The sequence below is a fragment of the Snodgrassella alvi genome (assembly GCF_002777425.1).
Classification (GTDB): domain Bacteria; phylum Pseudomonadota; class Gammaproteobacteria; order Burkholderiales; family Neisseriaceae; genus Snodgrassella; species Snodgrassella alvi_B.
In genome coordinates this window covers 49,402-66,450 of the sequence record NZ_MDVC01000054.1, presented here as the reverse complement: position 1 = coordinate 66,450, position 17,049 = coordinate 49,402, and the positions used below count along the sequence as shown (strand labels likewise).

Sequence of the window (17,049 nt, the reverse complement as noted above, 5' to 3'; positions counted from 1 at the left end):
AACAAGACAAATAGTTGGAATAATTAAAAAAAAGGCTGCATTCTATCCCATTTTACTCCTTAAATCCAATTGCATCAGCAACAGCCATCTGCCACAGAAAGAAAAAACACGGCATAATAAACGATTATTGATTGACCTATGTTTTTATCATGATTACCGTGATTTATCTGGCACGCTTTGCCGAAGAACTTGGCCTGACTCAGGAACAGCTCTCTCCAAACTTTACCGACAGCGATGCCCTTTTAGCCTACCTGCGCCAACGTGGTGCCCCATTTAGTGAAGTGCTGGCTGCCGGCAAAGTATACAAAATTGCCGTCAATAATATTATTCAGCATGGCTGCGCTGCCCTTAAAGACGGTGACAGCATAGCCCTGTTACCACCGGTAACCGGAGGCTAAAATGCAAACTCGGATACAAGTACAAAGCGAAGATTTCGACCTCAACCACGAACTGGCGCTGGCTGAAGCCAGCGCACCAGATTGTGGTGCCGTAGTCAGCTTTATTGGCAAAGTGCGCGGCAACGATAATCCGCAGCAGCCACTCAGCCACCTTCACCTTACCCATATGCCTGAAGTAACTGAACATGAAATCAGCAAAATCATCGCTCAGGCCGCAGAGCGCTGGTCACTACCCTATGCCTGCGTCATTCACCGCGTAGGCAAGCTGCCGGTAGGCGCACAAATCGTACTGGTACTCACCGCCAGCGGTCACCGCGAACACGCCTATCAGGCCAATCATTTCATTATGGACTATCTGAAAACCGAAGCACCATTCTGGAAAAAAGAATGCTTTGCCAACGGTCAACAGCACTGGGTAGAAATGAAACACAGCGACCAGCAGCGCACCCAGTCATGGCAATAGATGCACAGCTTGGCCTGATTGTCCTTGCCGGTGGCCTCGGTACTCGCGTTGGCGGTGCCAACAAAGCCTTGCTGCCGCTTAACGGCCAGCCGCTGCTGGCACATATTCTGCACCAGCTTGGCCATTGCAGCGACCACATCATTATCAGCGCCAATCGCGATATCAAACAAATACAGAATTATGGCTACCCGGTTTGCCCCGACCTGCCTGCATATGCGCAGATGGGGCCACTGGCTGGTATTGTCAGCGCAGCACAAGTCTTACCGAAACACATCGAATATCTGCAAATCGTCCCGTGCGATCTGCCACTATTAAATGCAGATATCATCACGCGCCTGTATCAGAAGCTGCATAAGCAGCCCGGTCTGGATATCGTTTGCGCCGCCGATGCCGGCAATCTGCACCCTATCGTCTGTCAGATGCGCCGGCACCACTTGCAGCATATCCAGCAACAACTTAACAGCAGCGGCAAACATAGCGTACGCTCAATTATTCAGCCTTATCGCCACGCCATTGTTACTTTTGCCGATAGTGCCCCGTTTACCAACTATAACAGCAGCGCAATGTTTACCAGCACGCGCAGTGGAGCAACAACCTCATGATGGATTTTTATCAGGGACAAGAAACCCTACTACAACAGACCAGCCGTATAGTCGACAGCGAAACCGTACCCCTTAATCAGGCTGCCGGCCGCATTCTTGCCCAGCCGCTTATTGCTACTGCCGATGCCCCTGCATTCGACAACAGTGCTATGGATGGCTACGCCATCTGCGGACTGGACTGCACCGCATGGCAGCTTATCGGTACCGCGGCTGCCGGAGACACCCAGCAGCTCACCCTGCAACACGGACAGGCCGTACGCATTTACACCGGCGCCGGCATTCCAAAAAATACCGATGCCGTAATCATGCAGGAAAACACCAGCGCGAACGGCGACACCCTTAGCAGCACCCGTGCACCTGCCGCTGGTGACAATATCCGCCGCCGGGGTGAAGAGCTGAAACAGGGTGCTACCCTACTGGAAAAAGGTGCCTTGCTAAATGCACAGGCGATCGGGCTGGCTGCCTCACAAGGCGTGAGCGAATTGCAGGTGTATCAGAAACTGCGCGTAAGTGTATTTACTACTGGTGATGAACTGGTAAGCGGCAATAACCAGCTACAACAGCACCAGATATACGACAGCAACCGTCCCATGCTGCTGGCCAGCCTGAGCGAATATGCGTTTATTGAAATTATTGATGGGGGCATCCTGCCAGATAAGCTCGACATCATCACCGATACCCTCGCCAAGGCCGCAGACAGTAGCCACAGCATTATTATTTCCGGCGGCGCCTCAGTGGGCGACCGCGATTTAGTTAAGCCGGCACTGCAACAGCTAGGCAATATCGAACACTGGAAACTTGCGATAAAACCGGGCAAACCTTTTGGCTGGGGCAATATTAAACAATGCCGTGTTATGCTGCTGCCCGGCAATCCCGTCGCCAGCTTTGTTACCTTCAAACTGCTGGGATTACCGGCACTGCAAACCGCAGCCGGCCACCATATCCTGCAAGCACTACCCGAATGCTATCAGGCCAAAGCTGCCTTTAGCATTATGCCCAATCAGCAGAAACGGCGCGAATTCCTGCGTGGTACCATCCGCTTTACCAATAACGGCCCCGAAGTACAGCCATTGGCCAAGCAGGGATCACATATGCTTTCCGGCTGCGTCGAAGCACAGGTATTAATCGATATTCCCGCGCAAACCGATATTCAGCAAGGGCAATGGTTGACGGTTTATCCCATATAAACAGTTGGTTTATCCAGTAAAGCAAATAAAAAAGCCTATGTTAAACATAGGCTTTTTTGCGGCATAAAGCAGATGGTGTCAAATCATATTCCCGCACCAATTCACTGCGCCATTTCCCTTGCCGATACAGCTTAACCATTTGCCATTTATAAGCAACACCAAAAATCCGACTATTTTTTCTTAATACTTTCTCTTGTGTCTTTAGTATTAAGTTTACCTTACTCATAAAAAGTTACATGCATTAGTGTAGCCTATCTATTTTTTAAACATATACGACTTCTATAGAAGTCTACTATTCTTCATGCTCAGTATAATCCTCTAATACTGCATCAGTCATACGGTCTAAATGTTTGACTTTGCTCAAGGCTTTTAAATTGCGGTAGGGAATATAACTGCAACGTTCTGATAGTGGCCCGCTTTCCAGCAAGGAAAATACCGGGCGGCGGATTTCTTGAAATACTTTTTCCTGCCGGCTATCTGGAGCGACAATATATAGATTAATATTCATATTAGGTTGCAAAGCGAGTAAATCCGCCATCCGTAAAATACCAGAGTAAACCGAAGTAGTATGTTCTACTTCAAACGCACGGGTAATAGATCGCCCTTTCAACCAAATCACATCGATTTGTTCAATGGTGCTTAAAGTGGTTTCGTCATAATTAAGTGGTAATGTATCTAATAATGCCTCAGTGCCTTTTTTCCACTCTTTTAATACGCGGCTGCGATCGGCTTTAGGTAGCCAAATCCTCATCCCCATACACGCGCCAATCTGAGCGAGTAAGGCCTGCATTTTGATGGATTCACGCACTTCTGGATTTTGGGTTGGCGCATCTTCATCAACCAGCTCACTATCACTGGGTACTGATACCTCAACGACTTTATCTGTTCGATTCACAGTATGATTTTTTAATTTCTTTTGATCCTGCTCATTCAAAGGATAAGCGGTGGCTGTTTTATTTTGCTGTAATAAACAATGTGTTAATAATTTCCCATCTTTTTCATTGATTTTATTCAAATTATTACGCAGCAATCCGGTCCAGCCTCTACTGTTTTTCTCAATTGTTTGGGTAAAAGAAAGATGTTGCCAAATTTGGTCAATATGAATCGGAATGGCTTGGGTTAATGGTAACCATACTTTAGGTTCAACCCGAAAACGAATCGTAAACGGATCATCTGAAGGTAAAAAAAGTGGCGTACCATCTTCATAAGGACCATCAACCACTTCAAGCAGACCACACCAGCGAGATAGTCGGGTAATATAACAAATAAAAATATCACCAGCTTTTATTTTTTCGGCCAGTGCTTTTTGCCGAACACGAAAGCCCGTTACTTTTCGCGTTGACTGGCTAAACGCCTCATGTGTTTCTGGCGAGAATAAATGAACATAGTAAGCCATAAATAATCATCCGATTTTATTTAGCATTATTCCTAATTATTTGATTTTATCGAAAAATCGCTCAGCTAAATTGTTGTTTAATATCTCTAAGCCAACGTGAAAGTGCATCACTTAAAGCAAGATTATGCGTCAGTAAATCATCATCACCTTTATTGATTCGATTTAAGTCAACACTTTGAATAATTTCAGCGAAATAAGGTACAACATCTGATTGTGCCAAATCAAATTCAAACAGCGCTTGTGTTAACAGCTTGCTATCAATACCCCATTCATTGGCAAAATCGCTAGCGGCATGTTTGATTCTATCGTTTTTCCAATCGGTAAAGGCCTGATCAAAATGGACCTGGCTGGATAAACGGCCGGCTAATAATTCAGTATCAACAAACTCCTTTAATATTTTTGCTTGCTGATCTTCGCCCATTTGACTTAACTCTTGAATTTGTTCATAGATGATGCGTCTGGTTTCATCATCAACAGTTTGTATACCATCGACATGAGTAATTTTAGAACCAATCAAACTAAGAATATGCGCAGCATCAATAACCTGTGTGCCAGCTAACTTGGTCTTACCGATTAAGGCAGGAGCAATGATTGGCGATTTTGGGCGGTTTTCTTTAAAAGTTAAATTTTTATATGCGCCGACATATTGCAACCAGCAATGCTCAGTTATACCAAATTTGTCGTTATCCCATTGATATTCATAATATTGTTGAACGGTATTAAGCTGCTTGGCAGCCGCCTTAAATGCTTTGATAAATTCAGTCCGTTCTTTAAGTTTATGTTGAATGCCCTTCCATTCGGCTGGGTCGGCTAAGGTTAAACCTAATTGTTCTAAATCGTTAGCTAAGATTCGCACGGCATCGGCGTAGCTTTTCACAAGCGCTTTGCTGCTTTTACCGCCACTTCCATACAGCTTAAGGGCTTGATTGACCATTTGTTCGGTGAGGCGTGGAGTTTGGAAATTAATAATTGTGCCAAACTCTTTGCTGGAATCAAACACGCGATTGGTACGCGAATAAGCCTGAATTAAGCTCTGTAGTTCTAAAGTACGGTCAACATACAGCGTATTTAATCGTTTCGAATCATAGCCGGTTAATAGCTGATCAGCGACAATCACTAAATCGATATTCTTGCAATTACGGCCACTCCCGCCACGGGTAGCGCGCTCAACCACATCCTCAAAATAGGCTTTTTCGCCATGTTTTTTATCCCCAGCCACAAACTTGATGCCGGTAAACTCAGCATAATCATTAAACATAGCATTGATAATAGCGGGATCCACTTTATCCGGATCATTTTCGTTACCAAAACTAAAAGTCATGGCAATATTGATTTTTTGCTGATGGTTTGCCAGTTGCTTTTTAAATTCCTGATAATAGGCAATCACCCGTTCCTTATAAGCCACAGTTAAAATAGCATTAAATTGTTGCTGTTGGGATTGACGTTCCCAACGGTTTAAAATCTCTTCAACCACGCGCGGTATATGGGTTTCATCATAATAAGCGAATAACCTATTATCCATGGCCTGCTTTTCTACTTCGGCTTCTGTCCACTGTCTCACTAAGCGCTCAATCTCGCGCTCGGATTGTTCTGGTTGATCGTGTTTAATTTGCTCAATCAATTGATCGCGTAAATCTTCATAACTACTAAATTCACCGGTATTAATATAATCAACGTTGAATCCGAGTACGTTACCATCGGCAATGGCCTCATCAATGGTGTATTGATGTAATTTAGGACCAAATAGCTTTTCGGTAGTGTTAATCACTTCACTGTCTTCATTTATTTTGCCTTTAACCTTGTTTTCATTAAACAGTGGCGTACCAGTAAACCCGAAAAATAGCCCGTTTTTTCTAAAATGATTTTTTATCACCCCCATCATACTGCCCATAGTAGTACGGTGAGCTTCATCAACAATAAACACTATTTTTTTATCAGCTAAACGGCTATCTTTGGCCTTCTCGAGGGTTTGAACCAGATTATGCAGTTTAAAAGTCGTGGTTACCACAATGCCATTTTTGGCAGTATTAAGGTGCTTTCTTAGTTGCGAAGTGCTGTGCGTATCATCAACTGTAACCGGCTCAAAAGCAGCGTAGGCTTTGAAGTTTTCACTGGTACGACTATCCAGTTCGCGCCGGTCAACCAGAAACACCACTTTATCAAAACCGACACGAGTTGATAAAAATAAGGCGGTTTTAAAACTGGTGATGGTTTTACCGGAACCTGTAGTATGCCAAACAAATCCACCATGTGGTTTATTGGCGAGATTATCCCAACCAAATGCCGCGCCCTCCACCGCTTGTAAAGCAAATACCTGATAAGGGCGCATTAATATATGGCGGCGATTTTCCTCTTCTTTGGCTTCATCAATAACTAAGTAGTCCCCCACCATTTGATGCGCCATGGGAATCATCAGAAAGTGCTCAATCACTTGCTGCCAATGATTGATCGGTTTATTGAATTTATTTGCCCAATGAAAAACAAAACTGGGATTAAAGTCATTGATTGATTTAGGCGTGGCAAAATAACGGGTTTCGATTTCGCTGGTGATCACCATCATCTGCGAAAAAGCCATAAAATTGTTGCTATATTCTCCCTGACTATAATAGCGCTTAAATTGTCCAAATGCTTCATCAAGGCTTTTATCAGTGCGTTTCTGTTCAATATTGATTAATGGTAAACCATTAATTAACAGCACCAAATCAAAACGATTGCCGTTAGCGGTTTGCACCTCACGGGCGATACGATAACTTGAATCACCACCACGCACTTCGGCTTTTTTAAAGATAGTTAAGGTAATTTGCTTACGTGTGATAAGCGGGTTATCATCACGATAGATGCCATCAATTTTGCCTTTTGATTCTTCCATCGCCAGCAGTTTTGCCGCTTGATAGCTGTTTTCCAGTTGATTAACCTTCGCCATCACTTGGCTAAATTCATTATCGGTTAATTCAACACCTTCAAGCTGATCGGCATTCAGGCGATTAAGCTCCCCCCGCCAATGCATGATTAAATCATCAACAGTAACTTTACGTTGATTGCCATTCAGAAAATCTGGCGCCTGCCATTTATATTTTTCTAATTCCCGGACAAAGTTTTCCTGAAAAGTTTTTTCTGCGGCATCTTTCTCAACCCGGCTCATTTTTTAATTCCTTTTATACAAACATTTCATTTAAATAAGCTTGTTTGATATTTTTTAATTTATCTAGTTTTTTTTGTTCTAATGCAATTTTATCATCGAGTAATTTAAAGAAATTACCGATTTTGGTTTGTTCTGTGATATTAGTTAACAGAACGGTAAAAGTTTCGACTTCTTTCTTTGATACTGAAGGTATATTTGCAGCCTGTTGATTTTGTGTAAAAAAATGTTGATTTCTTTTCAATGAATAAAAAAGATAGTCAATTGATAATAACGTATTATTTATTATGTTTATAGAATAACAACTATTTCCTGCCCAATATCTATTCCTAACAATATTTATAAAACCAGCATTTGCACCTCTTGCACTTATAACTATTTTGTTAGCCTCATTATTAAACTCATCATAGAACCCCGTATACGAAATACCTCCATTATAAACAGGATAAGGACTATTTGGGTTTTGTTTAGTTTTAATAACAAACTCCCCAATAGTTGTTTTAGTTATTTCTTCTAATTTTTTTTCTTTCCAACTAATATTAAATCCAGTAAACCGCAATCTAGGCTTTAATTCCCCCTCATTCGGAAACATTTCCCTCAGATAGGCAGATTTTAGGGTTTTGGTTTTTTCTAATTTTTTTTGTTGAGTGCTAATAAGATTATCAAGCTTTTTAAAAAATTCGCCTATTTGGGTTTGTTCATCCACTTCAGGTGTATTGAACTTAAATTCTGTCATATCAGCCTGAAATAAATGGGGTATACTACTTCCAGATACTTTTAACCTAACAAGATTTTCAAATTGGCTACTCAACATTACTTGATAAAAAAATATTGAACTAATATTCTTTTTTAATCTAACCAACATCATTGTAGAGTTAATAGTTGCTAAACTATTTAAGTTTGTTATTAACGCAGGATTACCCAAAGAACCATCTTTTGAAAAAATTATATCCCCGTTTTTTAACATAATTTCAGGTGATTCGTCATAACGCCATTGTGGAATATGATCAACTTTATTCCAGTTGATTATACCTTCAGTAATATGTTTACCTGCTATCATGCTTGGTCCGTGGTCTACATATTCCTCCTGTTTTAAACTTTTCCATCCTAATCTTCCTTTAATAATAGCATGATCACCAAGTCTAAGTTTTTCCCACATTTGAGCACCCTCAAACTCCTTAAACCGTCGTCTAGGAATTAATTTTTTACTTTCACTCATTGCGTTACCACCAGATCTTGCATCATTGCTTGTAGCTCGGTTTCGAGTTGTTCGATCTCTTTATCAATCGAAGTTAAGGTATCTTGATAACGTTCGTTTAACATTTGTAGGGTTTTTAATTCAGCTTTAATCGGTTTTTCGATTAATTCACTGAGTAACGCAATGGTATTGCCAAACCATTTTTTGTACATTAGCCTGTCAATTTCTTCATTAGTTAAGCTTAAAATCCGTTCTTGTACCGCTTCTTTTAATGCCAATTCGTCCGCTTTAACTTGTTTACTTAATGTCGATTTTTGGCTGATTAATTTATCGACTTTTTTAAGTATTAAATACGCTTCAGTATCTTTTGGTGTTTCTTTTAACTCTTGTTTGAGTTTTTTATTATCAAACGTATCCAGCGGTTCGTCATCATCGTTCTTTTTCAATGATTCATACAGCGCATCGTACTCCGGGCTATCTTCTACTTTAGCCGCTTCAACAAGATCCGCTAATTCACTTTCCAGCGTTTGGATTTGCTGTTTCTTGTGGTCGATATTAGCTAATTCATCGGCATATAATTCCGTAGCGATTAATTCGCTTGGAATCAGACTGCTGACAAAGCCGTCTTGTTCAAGCCGTTTTTTAGCGCCACTGCCTTTGCTGACCATATTCGGTATCCGGTTGCGCGCTGCGGTATAAAAATCTGTTGCGGCAATAATTTCTGTGTCATGCAGTAAAGAATTCTGCCAAATCTCGGCAATAATCTGGTAACCATCATAGATATCAATATAATTAAAGCTGGCGAGCAGGCTTTTTATATCGTTTAACATTGCTTCCATGAGCGGGTGAATTTGATCAGGATTATTGATCGCGATAATTTGTGACCAGTAGCGCTCGATATATGCTTGGGTTTGCTTCGCTAATTGCGCCGATTGCTGGGTAACGCGTGCATCATTTAAGATTTTAGTGCTTAATTCACTAATATCTTCTTTTAAAGTGAGATATTGCGGGCGAATGGGTTCTAATGCCGCCTGCAATAGGTCGGGTGTGGTAGCACGGATAACAGCAAGTTGGTCAATATTCTGCTGTGGTATTCCACCTAATAGATGGCCTTCAACATCGTGGGCGATGTCATCATCAATGGCCTCAATATAACGCGGTATATTGAGGTTGTATTCATTGGCGATAATCTCTTGGCGATTGGCTAAATGGCTATAACCGGCTTGCTCCTGGCGCGATACATAAGTATCAACGATTTTAGCAATGTCCTTTTCTTGCAAAACATTCTGCTTACCGACTTTGATAAAGGTATTTGAGGCATCAATGATTAATACTGGATCGGTAAGTTGTCGATTTTTCTTCAGCACCAAAATCACTACCGGTATGCCGGTATTGGTAAAGAGGTTACTTGGCAAGCCAATCACGGCATCAATGTAGTTTTTTTCTAATAATCGTTTGCGGATTTCGCCTTCGGCAGCGCCACGGAATAAAATCCCGTGCGGTAATACGATGGTCATGGTGCCACTTTGGCCTAAATGGAACAGGCCATGTAATAGAAAAGCAAAATCGCCTTTTGAGTCTGGCGGTAATACGCCGGCTATCTCAAAACGTGGATCGCTTACTTTTAAGCCGGCGCGATTCCAATTTTTTACCGAATATGGCGGATTCATCACCACTGCATCAAACTGCACACCTTCATTTGGATGCGCCGGATCTTCCGGCCAATCATGTGCTAAGGTATCGCCGTTTTTTATCGTCATTTTATTAGGTTTAACTTCATGCAGTAAGAGATTCATACGCGCCAGATTATAGGTGGCGGTATTTTTTTCCTGGCCGTAATAGGTTAAGCTTTGTTGTACTTCTTTGGTTAAATGTTTTTTTACGGTAAGCAGTAATGAGCCGGAGCCCACAGTGGGGTCATAAATAGAACGAATATTCGAGGTTTTGGCGGCAATTTGTGCCATTACTTCACTTACCTGACGTGGCGTATAGAATTCACCGGCTTTTTTACCAGACTCCATGGCAAATTGCCCAATCAGGTATTCATAAGCATCCCCTAATACGTCTCCTTTTTGCAAGGCAACCATATTAAGATCGGCAAATAATAAGATTAATGCTTTAATATTTTTGCTGCGTTCATGTAAATTACTACCGAGGGCAGTATCGGTTAAATCCAAGGTTGAAGGCGAAAATAGATCTTTAAAATCATCTACATCTTTGCTATTGACAATCGAACGTTCAAAGTAATTTAAGCTATCGATTACATTTTGTACTTCGAATTTACCTTTATTGATATCTTCAATCCAAGTTTGGTAAAGATATTTTGGCAAAACATAGTAACCAAGTGTATTTTGCAACATGGTTTCTAATTGAGCACCACGGTCTGCCATGCTTTGATGATACTTGGCAACAAGGTCGGATTCGGTGATATCATCTTTGGTGGTCAGGATTTTAAATGCAGATAATGTTTTATCGCTTAGAAATTTATAAAACATTAAACCCAACATAAAATCTTTATAACGGCTGGCGTCCATTGAACCTCGCAGTTCATTGGCGCCATCCCATAACCGACTTTTAATCTCTTCAGATGTAATCACAGCTTATCAACCTCATTAATTAATTTACCTTGGCATGATAATGTTATTGCTTATTTTTTCACGTCATCATAGCCAATAGGATTTATGCTGTATTTTAGCGGTAATTAGTTTCAAATCCTAGCTAAATAAACCGAGGTCTGTAGGCTTAAACAAAGGTTTAAATATGTATGACCAGTGCAAACAGATAACTCAAGAACTATTATTGTTAGTTTGCGATATTGAAGTTGGCTTTAAAGCTTCAGGTTCATTTATTTTTGCTAAGTAAATTTTTATCTCTGTACAGACTTATTGTAAATATAATTCCCCCCTGCCAGAATAAAAAAGCTGTGGAGATATTATAAGGATTAGGTATATCTAGTATAACTTTAGCATACGGCTATAGTAAGTTTATACTTGGGTTATGAGGGTCATAGATTATTTTTTCTGGTGTAAATTCATTGGAATTCTAACGCCCAGCAGGGATATAGCGCATTGCGCCCTTATTGAATTCCAGACTTTCGCTAAAAACCGGTAAATCATTATTATTACAGGTTTTATCTCCTGCCTGAAAATAATGGCAAAAATGATAAATGGGGGTATTTATGGATTTACTGGATACATTTTCTGGATGATTATATATCATTTGCCCATTGGTAACGCATTCTTTATGGGTATAATGCAGAGATAACAGATATTTGGCTTTATTTTGCAAGGGAATATCATGTTTTTGCTTGTTATGAATACTGTCGACAATATTTATTACTCTAAGCACAATAAATAATGGCCTGTTGCCATGCAAAAAAAATTCTTCTGTTTTGCCATTGTAGTTATCTATTTGTTGCAAAGAATTTTAATTATGGCCAGATTTTTCAGGCCACTAATCAATAAATAATCAACCGTTTTTTAAAGCTGCTTAGCTCCTGATTTTTGATTTGAGCTAAACAGCTTAAGGCTGATTTTAGTGTTTCGGTGTTTTACCCATCAGTAAAAACGGATTGGCACCACCACGTTGCCAGTCTTCTTGATTTAGCAATATGTCCAGCGCTAAAGAAGCCAAATCATCGGCAATTGGGTCAGCATACTGTTGTTTGGCCAGACGATAGCGCTTGCGATAGGCATGGCAGCTCGGGCAGCATTCAGCTTCCGCACCAGACAAGGCGCCTTCACTTGCCTGTTCGATGCGGTGTACACCTAAGTCACGACTATTATTACAAAAGCTGCACCGTGCGCGTACGCTGTGCCAGCGGCTGTTGCATACGCCACAGCATAGATAGCACAGCCCTTCAAGTTCACCATGTCCGATTATCACCGCACCCACGGCATCAGTACCACAGCATGGGCAAAATCCGAGCTCAGGTAATGGTTTTACCGCTGTAGCCGCTAAATTCAGTGCAGCGTGGGTATAGATAATTTGTACTACGGCGTTTACCCAAATCTGATAATCCTGTTGTGCCACGCCGAGCTGCTGGCTTAATGCCTGCTGGCACAAGTGGCTGCGTTCTTTGCTGTCAAGCTGCAATAATTCTTTCCATACCTGTGCAGCTGTTGGTGTCAATTGCTGTTGCAGTAGAGCGTGTAAATCTGTAAATAGGCGGCCAGTTAAATCATGATTGGCACTTAGTAAGGCTGGAGTAAGCGGAAATTCATCTGTAGCTGCTGGCGGTAGTACCCATGCGGCTTCTGCATAGCGCTCCAGCAAGGTTTGCTGGGCATTGCATATGGTAGCAAGAAGCTGTAAATATGGCTGCCAGTCGCTGCTGTCTTCTGCTGCCAGTTCATTCAGGCGCAATGCACGCTGGCTGAAAATATCAGCCTGAGGCTGCCGCCAGAATGGGATATGAAAAAATTCCTGTGCCTGTATGGCTTCTGGTGTTGCTTGTGTTTTCATGTATCTACGCTACTAGATAATGGTTGCTCATCATGATGCGATGGTGCTAATACCATTATCAATGACTAAAATAACCAAGTTTAACTAAAATCATGCATTCTGTCTGGATTTGCTACTGACTATTTTGCTTGTGCTGCTAAAAGCTGATGGCAGTAATATTCGCTGCACAGCGCTTTGTATATACGGATAAGTTATCAGCAGACAATAAAAAAGGTTCAGATGTCTCTGAACCTTTTGATTGCATAAGCCGGGTTATTTAATACCAAGCGATTTTTCGTATGCTCGCGCTTTTTCATCGTCGAAATCATGTTCCCAGCGCGAGATAACCAGTGAAGCCAGTGCATTCCCGATTACGTTTACTACAGTGCGTCCCATATCCAGAATACGGTCGATACCCAGAATAAAGCCTAGACCTTCTAGCGGGATGGATGTGGTGGCCAATGTAGCAGACAATACTAAAAATGATACCCCGGGCACACCGGCAATCCCTTTGGAAGCCACCATCAGGGTAATCACGATCATTACCTGATCTGTTACAGACAGGGAAATACCGTATAGCTGCGCCAGAAAGATAACGGCAATACTCTGATACAGGGTAGAACCATCGAGATTAAAGGAGTAGCCAGTAGGAATCACAAAGCTGGTAATGGATTTCGGCGCGCCATAGGCTTCCATTTTCTCAATCATTTTTGGCAGCGCAGTTTCAGAACTAGAGGTTGAGAAAGCAACAATCAGCTCGTCTTTGAGAATTTTGATAATGGTAAAAATGTTAAAGCGGCAGAAATAAGCCACGCCCCCCAGAATCACCAGTGTAAACACAATCATCGCCAGATAAACAATGAGGATGAGTTTCATCAGTGGAATCAGTGAGCTAAAACCGAATTTGCTAATGGTTACAGTCATCAGGCCAAATACACCAATCGGCGCATAGCGCATAATCATGTTGGTGATTTTAAACATCACATCGGAGATGACTTTCAGAAAATCAGAGAAAAACAGGCGCTGGTTGTCGGGCAGTTTGGTTAAACCCAGGCCAAAGAATACACAGAAAAAGATTACTGGGAGGATTTCACCTGAGCTGAGGGAATCAAAGATGTTATGCGGAATCATATCCAGAATCATCACAACCAGACCATGCGGTTTCTCGGCCAGTGTCTCACTTTTCTGTACGTACTGGGTAACACTGGTGTGTTGCAGATTGGAAATATCAATACCGCTACCGGGATGAAACAGGTTACCAAAGAGTATGCCTACACCAATGGCAACGGTGGTGATGATTTCAAAGTACAGAATGGTTTTACCACCCAGTCTGCCCAGGCTTTTGGAATTGCCAAGTCCTGCAATCCCCAAAGTCAGGGTACTGAGGATAATCGGCAGCACAATCATTTTAATCAGGCGGATAAAGATATCGCCCATTGGCTGTAATACGTTGACTACCCAGGATTGATAGGTTTTGTAATATGGGTGTGACGGATCTGAAAAAGTATGCAGATACAATCCTACCGCTACCCCCAAAATCAGGGCAAAGAGAATTTGCCAGGCCAAATTACGGCTATATCGTTTGATAATCGATAACATAGTCGTCCTTACTGTAATTGGTAATATAGTTCTTATTCAAGCTAACAAGCGAAATAAAAACAATAATAATAGAGTATACCCTATTATTTTTTGTTTTAAATATGCGTTAAGGATGAAAAAATTGAGGATGGGTATAAATTACTTGGCGGTTATGGCGCGCAAAACCCACCAGCGTGATATTAGCCTTGTGAGCTAAATCAATGGCATAGGTGGTAGGCGCAGATACGGCCACGATACACCCGATACCGGTTATTGCTGATTTCATTACCATTTCAAAACTAGCGCGACTGGACAATACCACAAAACCCTGCTTCCAATCTACTTTTGCATGCAATCCCCATCCAATAAGTTTATCTAAAGCATTGTGCCGGCCAATGTCTTCACGCACGGTTACAATCCTGCCAGACGTATCAGCCCACACCACACCGTGAACCGAACCGGTTTGTGCACGCAGCTGCTGGTGTTGGTTAAAATCGGTCAAAGCTCGCCCGATTACGCTAAAGTCGATATGCCTTGTGCGTAATACCGGCTTTAACTCTGGTTGTACTGCTGCCAGACTGTCAATCCCACACAGACCGCAGCCGGTACGCCCGCTCATCTGGCGGCGACGGCTTTTAAGGCGGCTAAAAGCAGCACTGGCCAGTTCAATTTCAGCCACGATGCCATGCTGATATTCACTGATTTCTATGGCGTAAATCTGCTCTGCATTTTCAATAATACCTTCACTCAGGCTAAAGCCCAGTGCCAGTTCGGTAATATTTGCAGGAGTGGCCATGAGTACAACATGGGATATACCATTATAGACGAGAGCCACCGGGATTTCGGCACTGACATTGTCGTTGGTACTGCTGCATTGTCCGGCCTGTGCCACCCAGACTGTACGGCTTTGTGCGGGTGTATGATTCATGAGGTTTCTCTATCTGCACGCAGGCAGCAACAGGAAAAGGCTATCCTGAGCAAAAATCAGGACAGAAAGGAAGATAAAAGTTTAACTGTCTGTATGGCGTTGGCCATACAGACAGAATTATCAGAGGCTATTGATCTGACTAATCATTGGTTTGTGAACCAGACTTCTGCTGTGCTCTGGCTTCTTTTTTGGCCATCATTTCCCGATACCAGCGCGGATGATGTTTTTTCGCCCATTCCTGAGTTACTACTCCTTCTACCATAGCTGGAATGGTGCCTTTAATCCACAGTGCGGCATAAACATGAATGATGATACCTACAATCAGCAGGATAGCTGAAGCAGAATGCATCAATAAGGCGATTCGCACCACCCAGATGGGGAAATAATCAGAGAAAAACTGCCGCCAGGCAATTAATCCGCTGAGAAATAACAGCGCCATGCTGATGGTCATCAGCCAGAACATGCACTTCTGTCCTGCATTGTATTTGCCGGTATCGCCAATTTCCTTACCCAGCAGTATATGCTTGATACCTAATAACCATGTAAGATCGTCACGCTCAAAAAAGTTATGTTTAAAGTAGCGAAAAAACTGGATAAAAAAGCCCAGAAACATCACTACTCCGATAAACGGATGCAGTATGCGCGCCAGTTGCGGGGAACCGAACACTTCTGTCAGCCAGAAAAAAGACGGATAGAAGAAGCCCAGCCCAGAAATTGCCAGCAAGACAAAACAGCCAGCCACAACCCAATGGTTAAAGCGTTCAGATTTTTTATAACGTTGAATCAATAATTTTTTCATTATGCGTCCCCCTTGTCTTTGAGGATTTCGCCGTCACGATTAAGAACCTGTTCTTCGTGATCATCCGGGCGATTCGGACCAATGGTGATGTAGTGCAGCCAACCTGCAAAAGCGGCAGCAGCAATACCAAAGGCAGCTATTGGTTTGAGCATACTTTTCCACAGTTTGACGGTGGTACTGATATGCGGATTATCTGGCAGACCGTGGTACAGACTGGGTTTGTCGGCATGATGCAATACATACATGACATGAGTTCCCCCTACTCCTTGCGGATCATAAAGCCCGGCATGTTCGAATCCACGCTGTTTTAAATCTTTGATGCGCTCACCAGCCAGAGATTTCATGTCTTCCTTGCTGCCAAAATGAATGGCGCCAGTAGGACAGGTTTTCACACAGGCCGGTTCCTGACCAACAGCTACGCGGTCGGAACACAAGGTACATTTATAAGCACGGTTGTCTTTTTTCGAGATGCGCGGGATATTAAACGGGCAGCCGGAAATACAATAGCCACAGCCAATGCAGTTTTCCTGATGAAAATCGACAATACCGTTTTCATACTGCACGATTGCACCCGGAGACGGGCAGGCCTTTAAACAGCCAGGGTCGGCACAGTGCATGCAACCATCCTTGCGAATCAGCCACTCCAGCTTGCCGTTTTGTTCGGTTTCGGAAAAGCGCATGACTGTCCAGCTATCGGCACTCAGGTCGATTGGGTTGTCGTATACGCCATGATTGGTACCGATTTCATCACGAATATCGTTCCATTCAGAACACGCTGCCTGACAGGCCTTGCAGCCTATACAGGTAGACACGTCAATCAGTTTGGCAATTTCAATCGGCTTGCGTGCCTGTGGCAGCGGCGTGAGCTGATTGGTGGCAGAACGACGTTTGATATCTAAAGATTGTAAAGCCATGACT

The 17,049-nt window shown here is 42.5% G+C and carries 15 protein-coding genes; 4 read left to right on the top strand and 11 right to left on the bottom strand.

Going from position 1 to position 17,049, the window contains the following annotated elements; all coding sequences use genetic code 11:
• The first annotated feature begins 149 nt into the window (after window positions 1–149).
• Genes BGI33_RS04030 through BGI33_RS04015 form a run of 4 tightly spaced genes read left to right on the top strand, consistent with a single transcriptional unit; the run spans window position 150 to window position 2,650 of the window.
• On the top strand, window positions 150–398 hold the full coding sequence (locus BGI33_RS04030) for a MoaD/ThiS family protein (RefSeq protein WP_037406207.1): 249 nt from the start codon (window positions 150–152) through the stop codon (window positions 396–398).
• A 1-nt stretch (window position 399) separates the two neighbouring features.
• The gene (locus BGI33_RS04025; RefSeq protein WP_100090047.1) at window positions 400–861 is read left to right on the top strand and encodes a molybdenum cofactor biosynthesis protein MoaE; all 462 of its coding nucleotides are present in this window, start codon (window positions 400–402) and stop codon (window positions 859–861) included.
• A complete protein-coding gene (gene mobA / locus BGI33_RS04020; protein WP_180297007.1) occupies window positions 852–1,463 on the top strand; it encodes a molybdenum cofactor guanylyltransferase in 612 nt (203 codons plus the stop codon). Before BGI33_RS04025 ends, mobA begins: the two co-directional genes overlap by 10 nt.
• Complete coding sequence (locus tag BGI33_RS04015; protein WP_100090045.1) at window positions 1,460–2,650, top strand: molybdopterin molybdotransferase MoeA; 1,191 nt, start codon at window positions 1,460–1,462, stop codon at window positions 2,648–2,650. The genes mobA and BGI33_RS04015 overlap by 4 nt, the downstream gene beginning before the upstream one ends.
• A 40-nt stretch (window positions 2,651–2,690) precedes the next feature.
• On the opposite strand, the gene BGI33_RS04010 is transcribed toward BGI33_RS04015, so the two are convergent.
• The 11 genes from BGI33_RS04010 to fdxH form a co-directional block, all read right to left on the bottom strand.
• On the bottom strand, window positions 2,691–2,876 hold the full coding sequence (locus BGI33_RS04010; RefSeq protein ID WP_100090044.1) for a hypothetical protein: 186 nt from the start codon (window positions 2,874–2,876) through the stop codon (window positions 2,691–2,693).
• Between the two features lie 66 nt (window positions 2,877–2,942).
• Window positions 2,943–4,046 (bottom strand): hypothetical protein, encoded by a 1,104-nt coding sequence (locus tag BGI33_RS04005; protein ID WP_100090043.1) that lies wholly within the window; start codon window positions 4,044–4,046, stop codon window positions 2,943–2,945.
• Between the two features lie 61 nt (window positions 4,047–4,107).
• Window positions 4,108–7,188 carry a type I restriction endonuclease subunit R gene (locus tag BGI33_RS04000; RefSeq protein WP_100090042.1) on the bottom strand — a complete coding sequence of 1,027 codons (3,081 nt, stop codon included), beginning with the start codon at window positions 7,186–7,188 and terminating at the stop codon, window positions 4,108–4,110.
• 13 nt (window positions 7,189–7,201) lie between these two features.
• On the bottom strand, window positions 7,202–8,404 hold the full coding sequence (locus tag BGI33_RS13050; RefSeq protein ID WP_100135668.1) for a restriction endonuclease subunit S: 1,203 nt from the start codon (window positions 8,402–8,404) through the stop codon (window positions 7,202–7,204).
• The gene (locus tag BGI33_RS03990) at window positions 8,401–10,980 is read right to left on the bottom strand and encodes a type I restriction-modification system subunit M (protein ID WP_100090041.1); all 2,580 of its coding nucleotides are present in this window, start codon (window positions 10,978–10,980) and stop codon (window positions 8,401–8,403) included. Before BGI33_RS03990 ends, BGI33_RS13050 begins: the two co-directional genes overlap by 4 nt.
• 445 nt (window positions 10,981–11,425) lie before the next feature.
• Entirely contained in the window at window positions 11,426–11,803 is a 378-nt protein-coding gene (locus BGI33_RS03985) for a hypothetical protein (RefSeq protein WP_100090040.1), read from the bottom strand.
• 114 nt (window positions 11,804–11,917) lie between these two features.
• The gene (locus BGI33_RS03980; protein WP_100090039.1) at window positions 11,918–12,847 is read right to left on the bottom strand and encodes a formate dehydrogenase accessory protein FdhE; all 930 of its coding nucleotides are present in this window, start codon (window positions 12,845–12,847) and stop codon (window positions 11,918–11,920) included.
• A gap of 252 nt (window positions 12,848–13,099) precedes the next feature.
• Window positions 13,100–14,425: a cation:dicarboxylate symporter family transporter gene (locus BGI33_RS03975; protein ID WP_100090038.1), complete on the bottom strand. Its 1,326-nt coding sequence runs from the start codon at window positions 14,423–14,425 to the stop codon at window positions 13,100–13,102.
• Window positions 14,426–14,531: 106 nt separating this feature from the next.
• A complete protein-coding gene (gene fdhD, locus BGI33_RS03970) occupies window positions 14,532–15,332 on the bottom strand; it encodes a formate dehydrogenase accessory sulfurtransferase FdhD (protein ID WP_100090037.1) in 801 nt (266 codons plus the stop codon).
• A gap of 139 nt (window positions 15,333–15,471) precedes the next feature.
• Window positions 15,472–16,131, bottom strand: a complete 660-nt coding sequence (locus BGI33_RS03965) for a formate dehydrogenase subunit gamma (RefSeq protein ID WP_100090036.1) — start codon at window positions 16,129–16,131, stop codon at window positions 15,472–15,474.
• Complete coding sequence (gene fdxH, locus BGI33_RS03960; protein ID WP_100090035.1) at window positions 16,131–17,045, bottom strand: formate dehydrogenase subunit beta; 915 nt, start codon at window positions 17,043–17,045, stop codon at window positions 16,131–16,133. Before fdxH ends, BGI33_RS03965 begins: the two co-directional genes overlap by 1 nt.
• Window positions 17,046–17,049: the final 4 nt, after the last annotated feature.

Bases quoted from the DNA above. Each gene is read 5' to 3' on its own strand.
- BGI33_RS04030 (WP_037406207.1), top strand. From the start codon at position 150: ATGATTACCGTGATTTATCTGGCACGCTTTGCCGAAGAACTTGGCCTG.
- BGI33_RS04025 (WP_100090047.1), top strand. From the start codon at position 400: ATGCAAACTCGGATACAAGTACAAAGCGAAGATTTCGACCTCAACCAC.
- mobA (WP_180297007.1), top strand. From the start codon at position 852: ATGGCAATAGATGCACAGCTTGGCCTGATTGTCCTTGCCGGTGGCCTC.
- BGI33_RS04015 (WP_100090045.1), top strand. From the start codon at position 1,460: ATGATGGATTTTTATCAGGGACAAGAAACCCTACTACAACAGACCAGC.
- BGI33_RS04010 (WP_100090044.1), bottom strand. From the start codon at position 2,876: ATGAGTAAGGTAAACTTAATACTAAAGACACAAGAGAAAGTATTAAGA.
- BGI33_RS04005 (WP_100090043.1), bottom strand. From the start codon at position 4,046: ATGGCTTACTATGTTCATTTATTCTCGCCAGAAACACATGAGGCGTTT.
- BGI33_RS04000 (WP_100090042.1), bottom strand. From the start codon at position 7,188: ATGAGCCGGGTTGAGAAAGATGCCGCAGAAAAAACTTTTCAGGAAAAC.
- BGI33_RS13050 (WP_100135668.1), bottom strand. From the start codon at position 8,404: ATGAGTGAAAGTAAAAAATTAATTCCTAGACGACGGTTTAAGGAGTTT.
- BGI33_RS03980 (WP_100090039.1), bottom strand. From the start codon at position 12,847: ATGAAAACACAAGCAACACCAGAAGCCATACAGGCACAGGAATTTTTT.
- BGI33_RS03975 (WP_100090038.1), bottom strand. From the start codon at position 14,425: ATGTTATCGATTATCAAACGATATAGCCGTAATTTGGCCTGGCAAATT.
- fdhD (WP_100090037.1), bottom strand. From the start codon at position 15,332: ATGAATCATACACCCGCACAAAGCCGTACAGTCTGGGTGGCACAGGCC.
- BGI33_RS03965 (WP_100090036.1), bottom strand. From the start codon at position 16,131: ATGAAAAAATTATTGATTCAACGTTATAAAAAATCTGAACGCTTTAAC.
- fdxH (WP_100090035.1), bottom strand. From the start codon at position 17,045: ATGGCTTTACAATCTTTAGATATCAAACGTCGTTCTGCCACCAATCAG.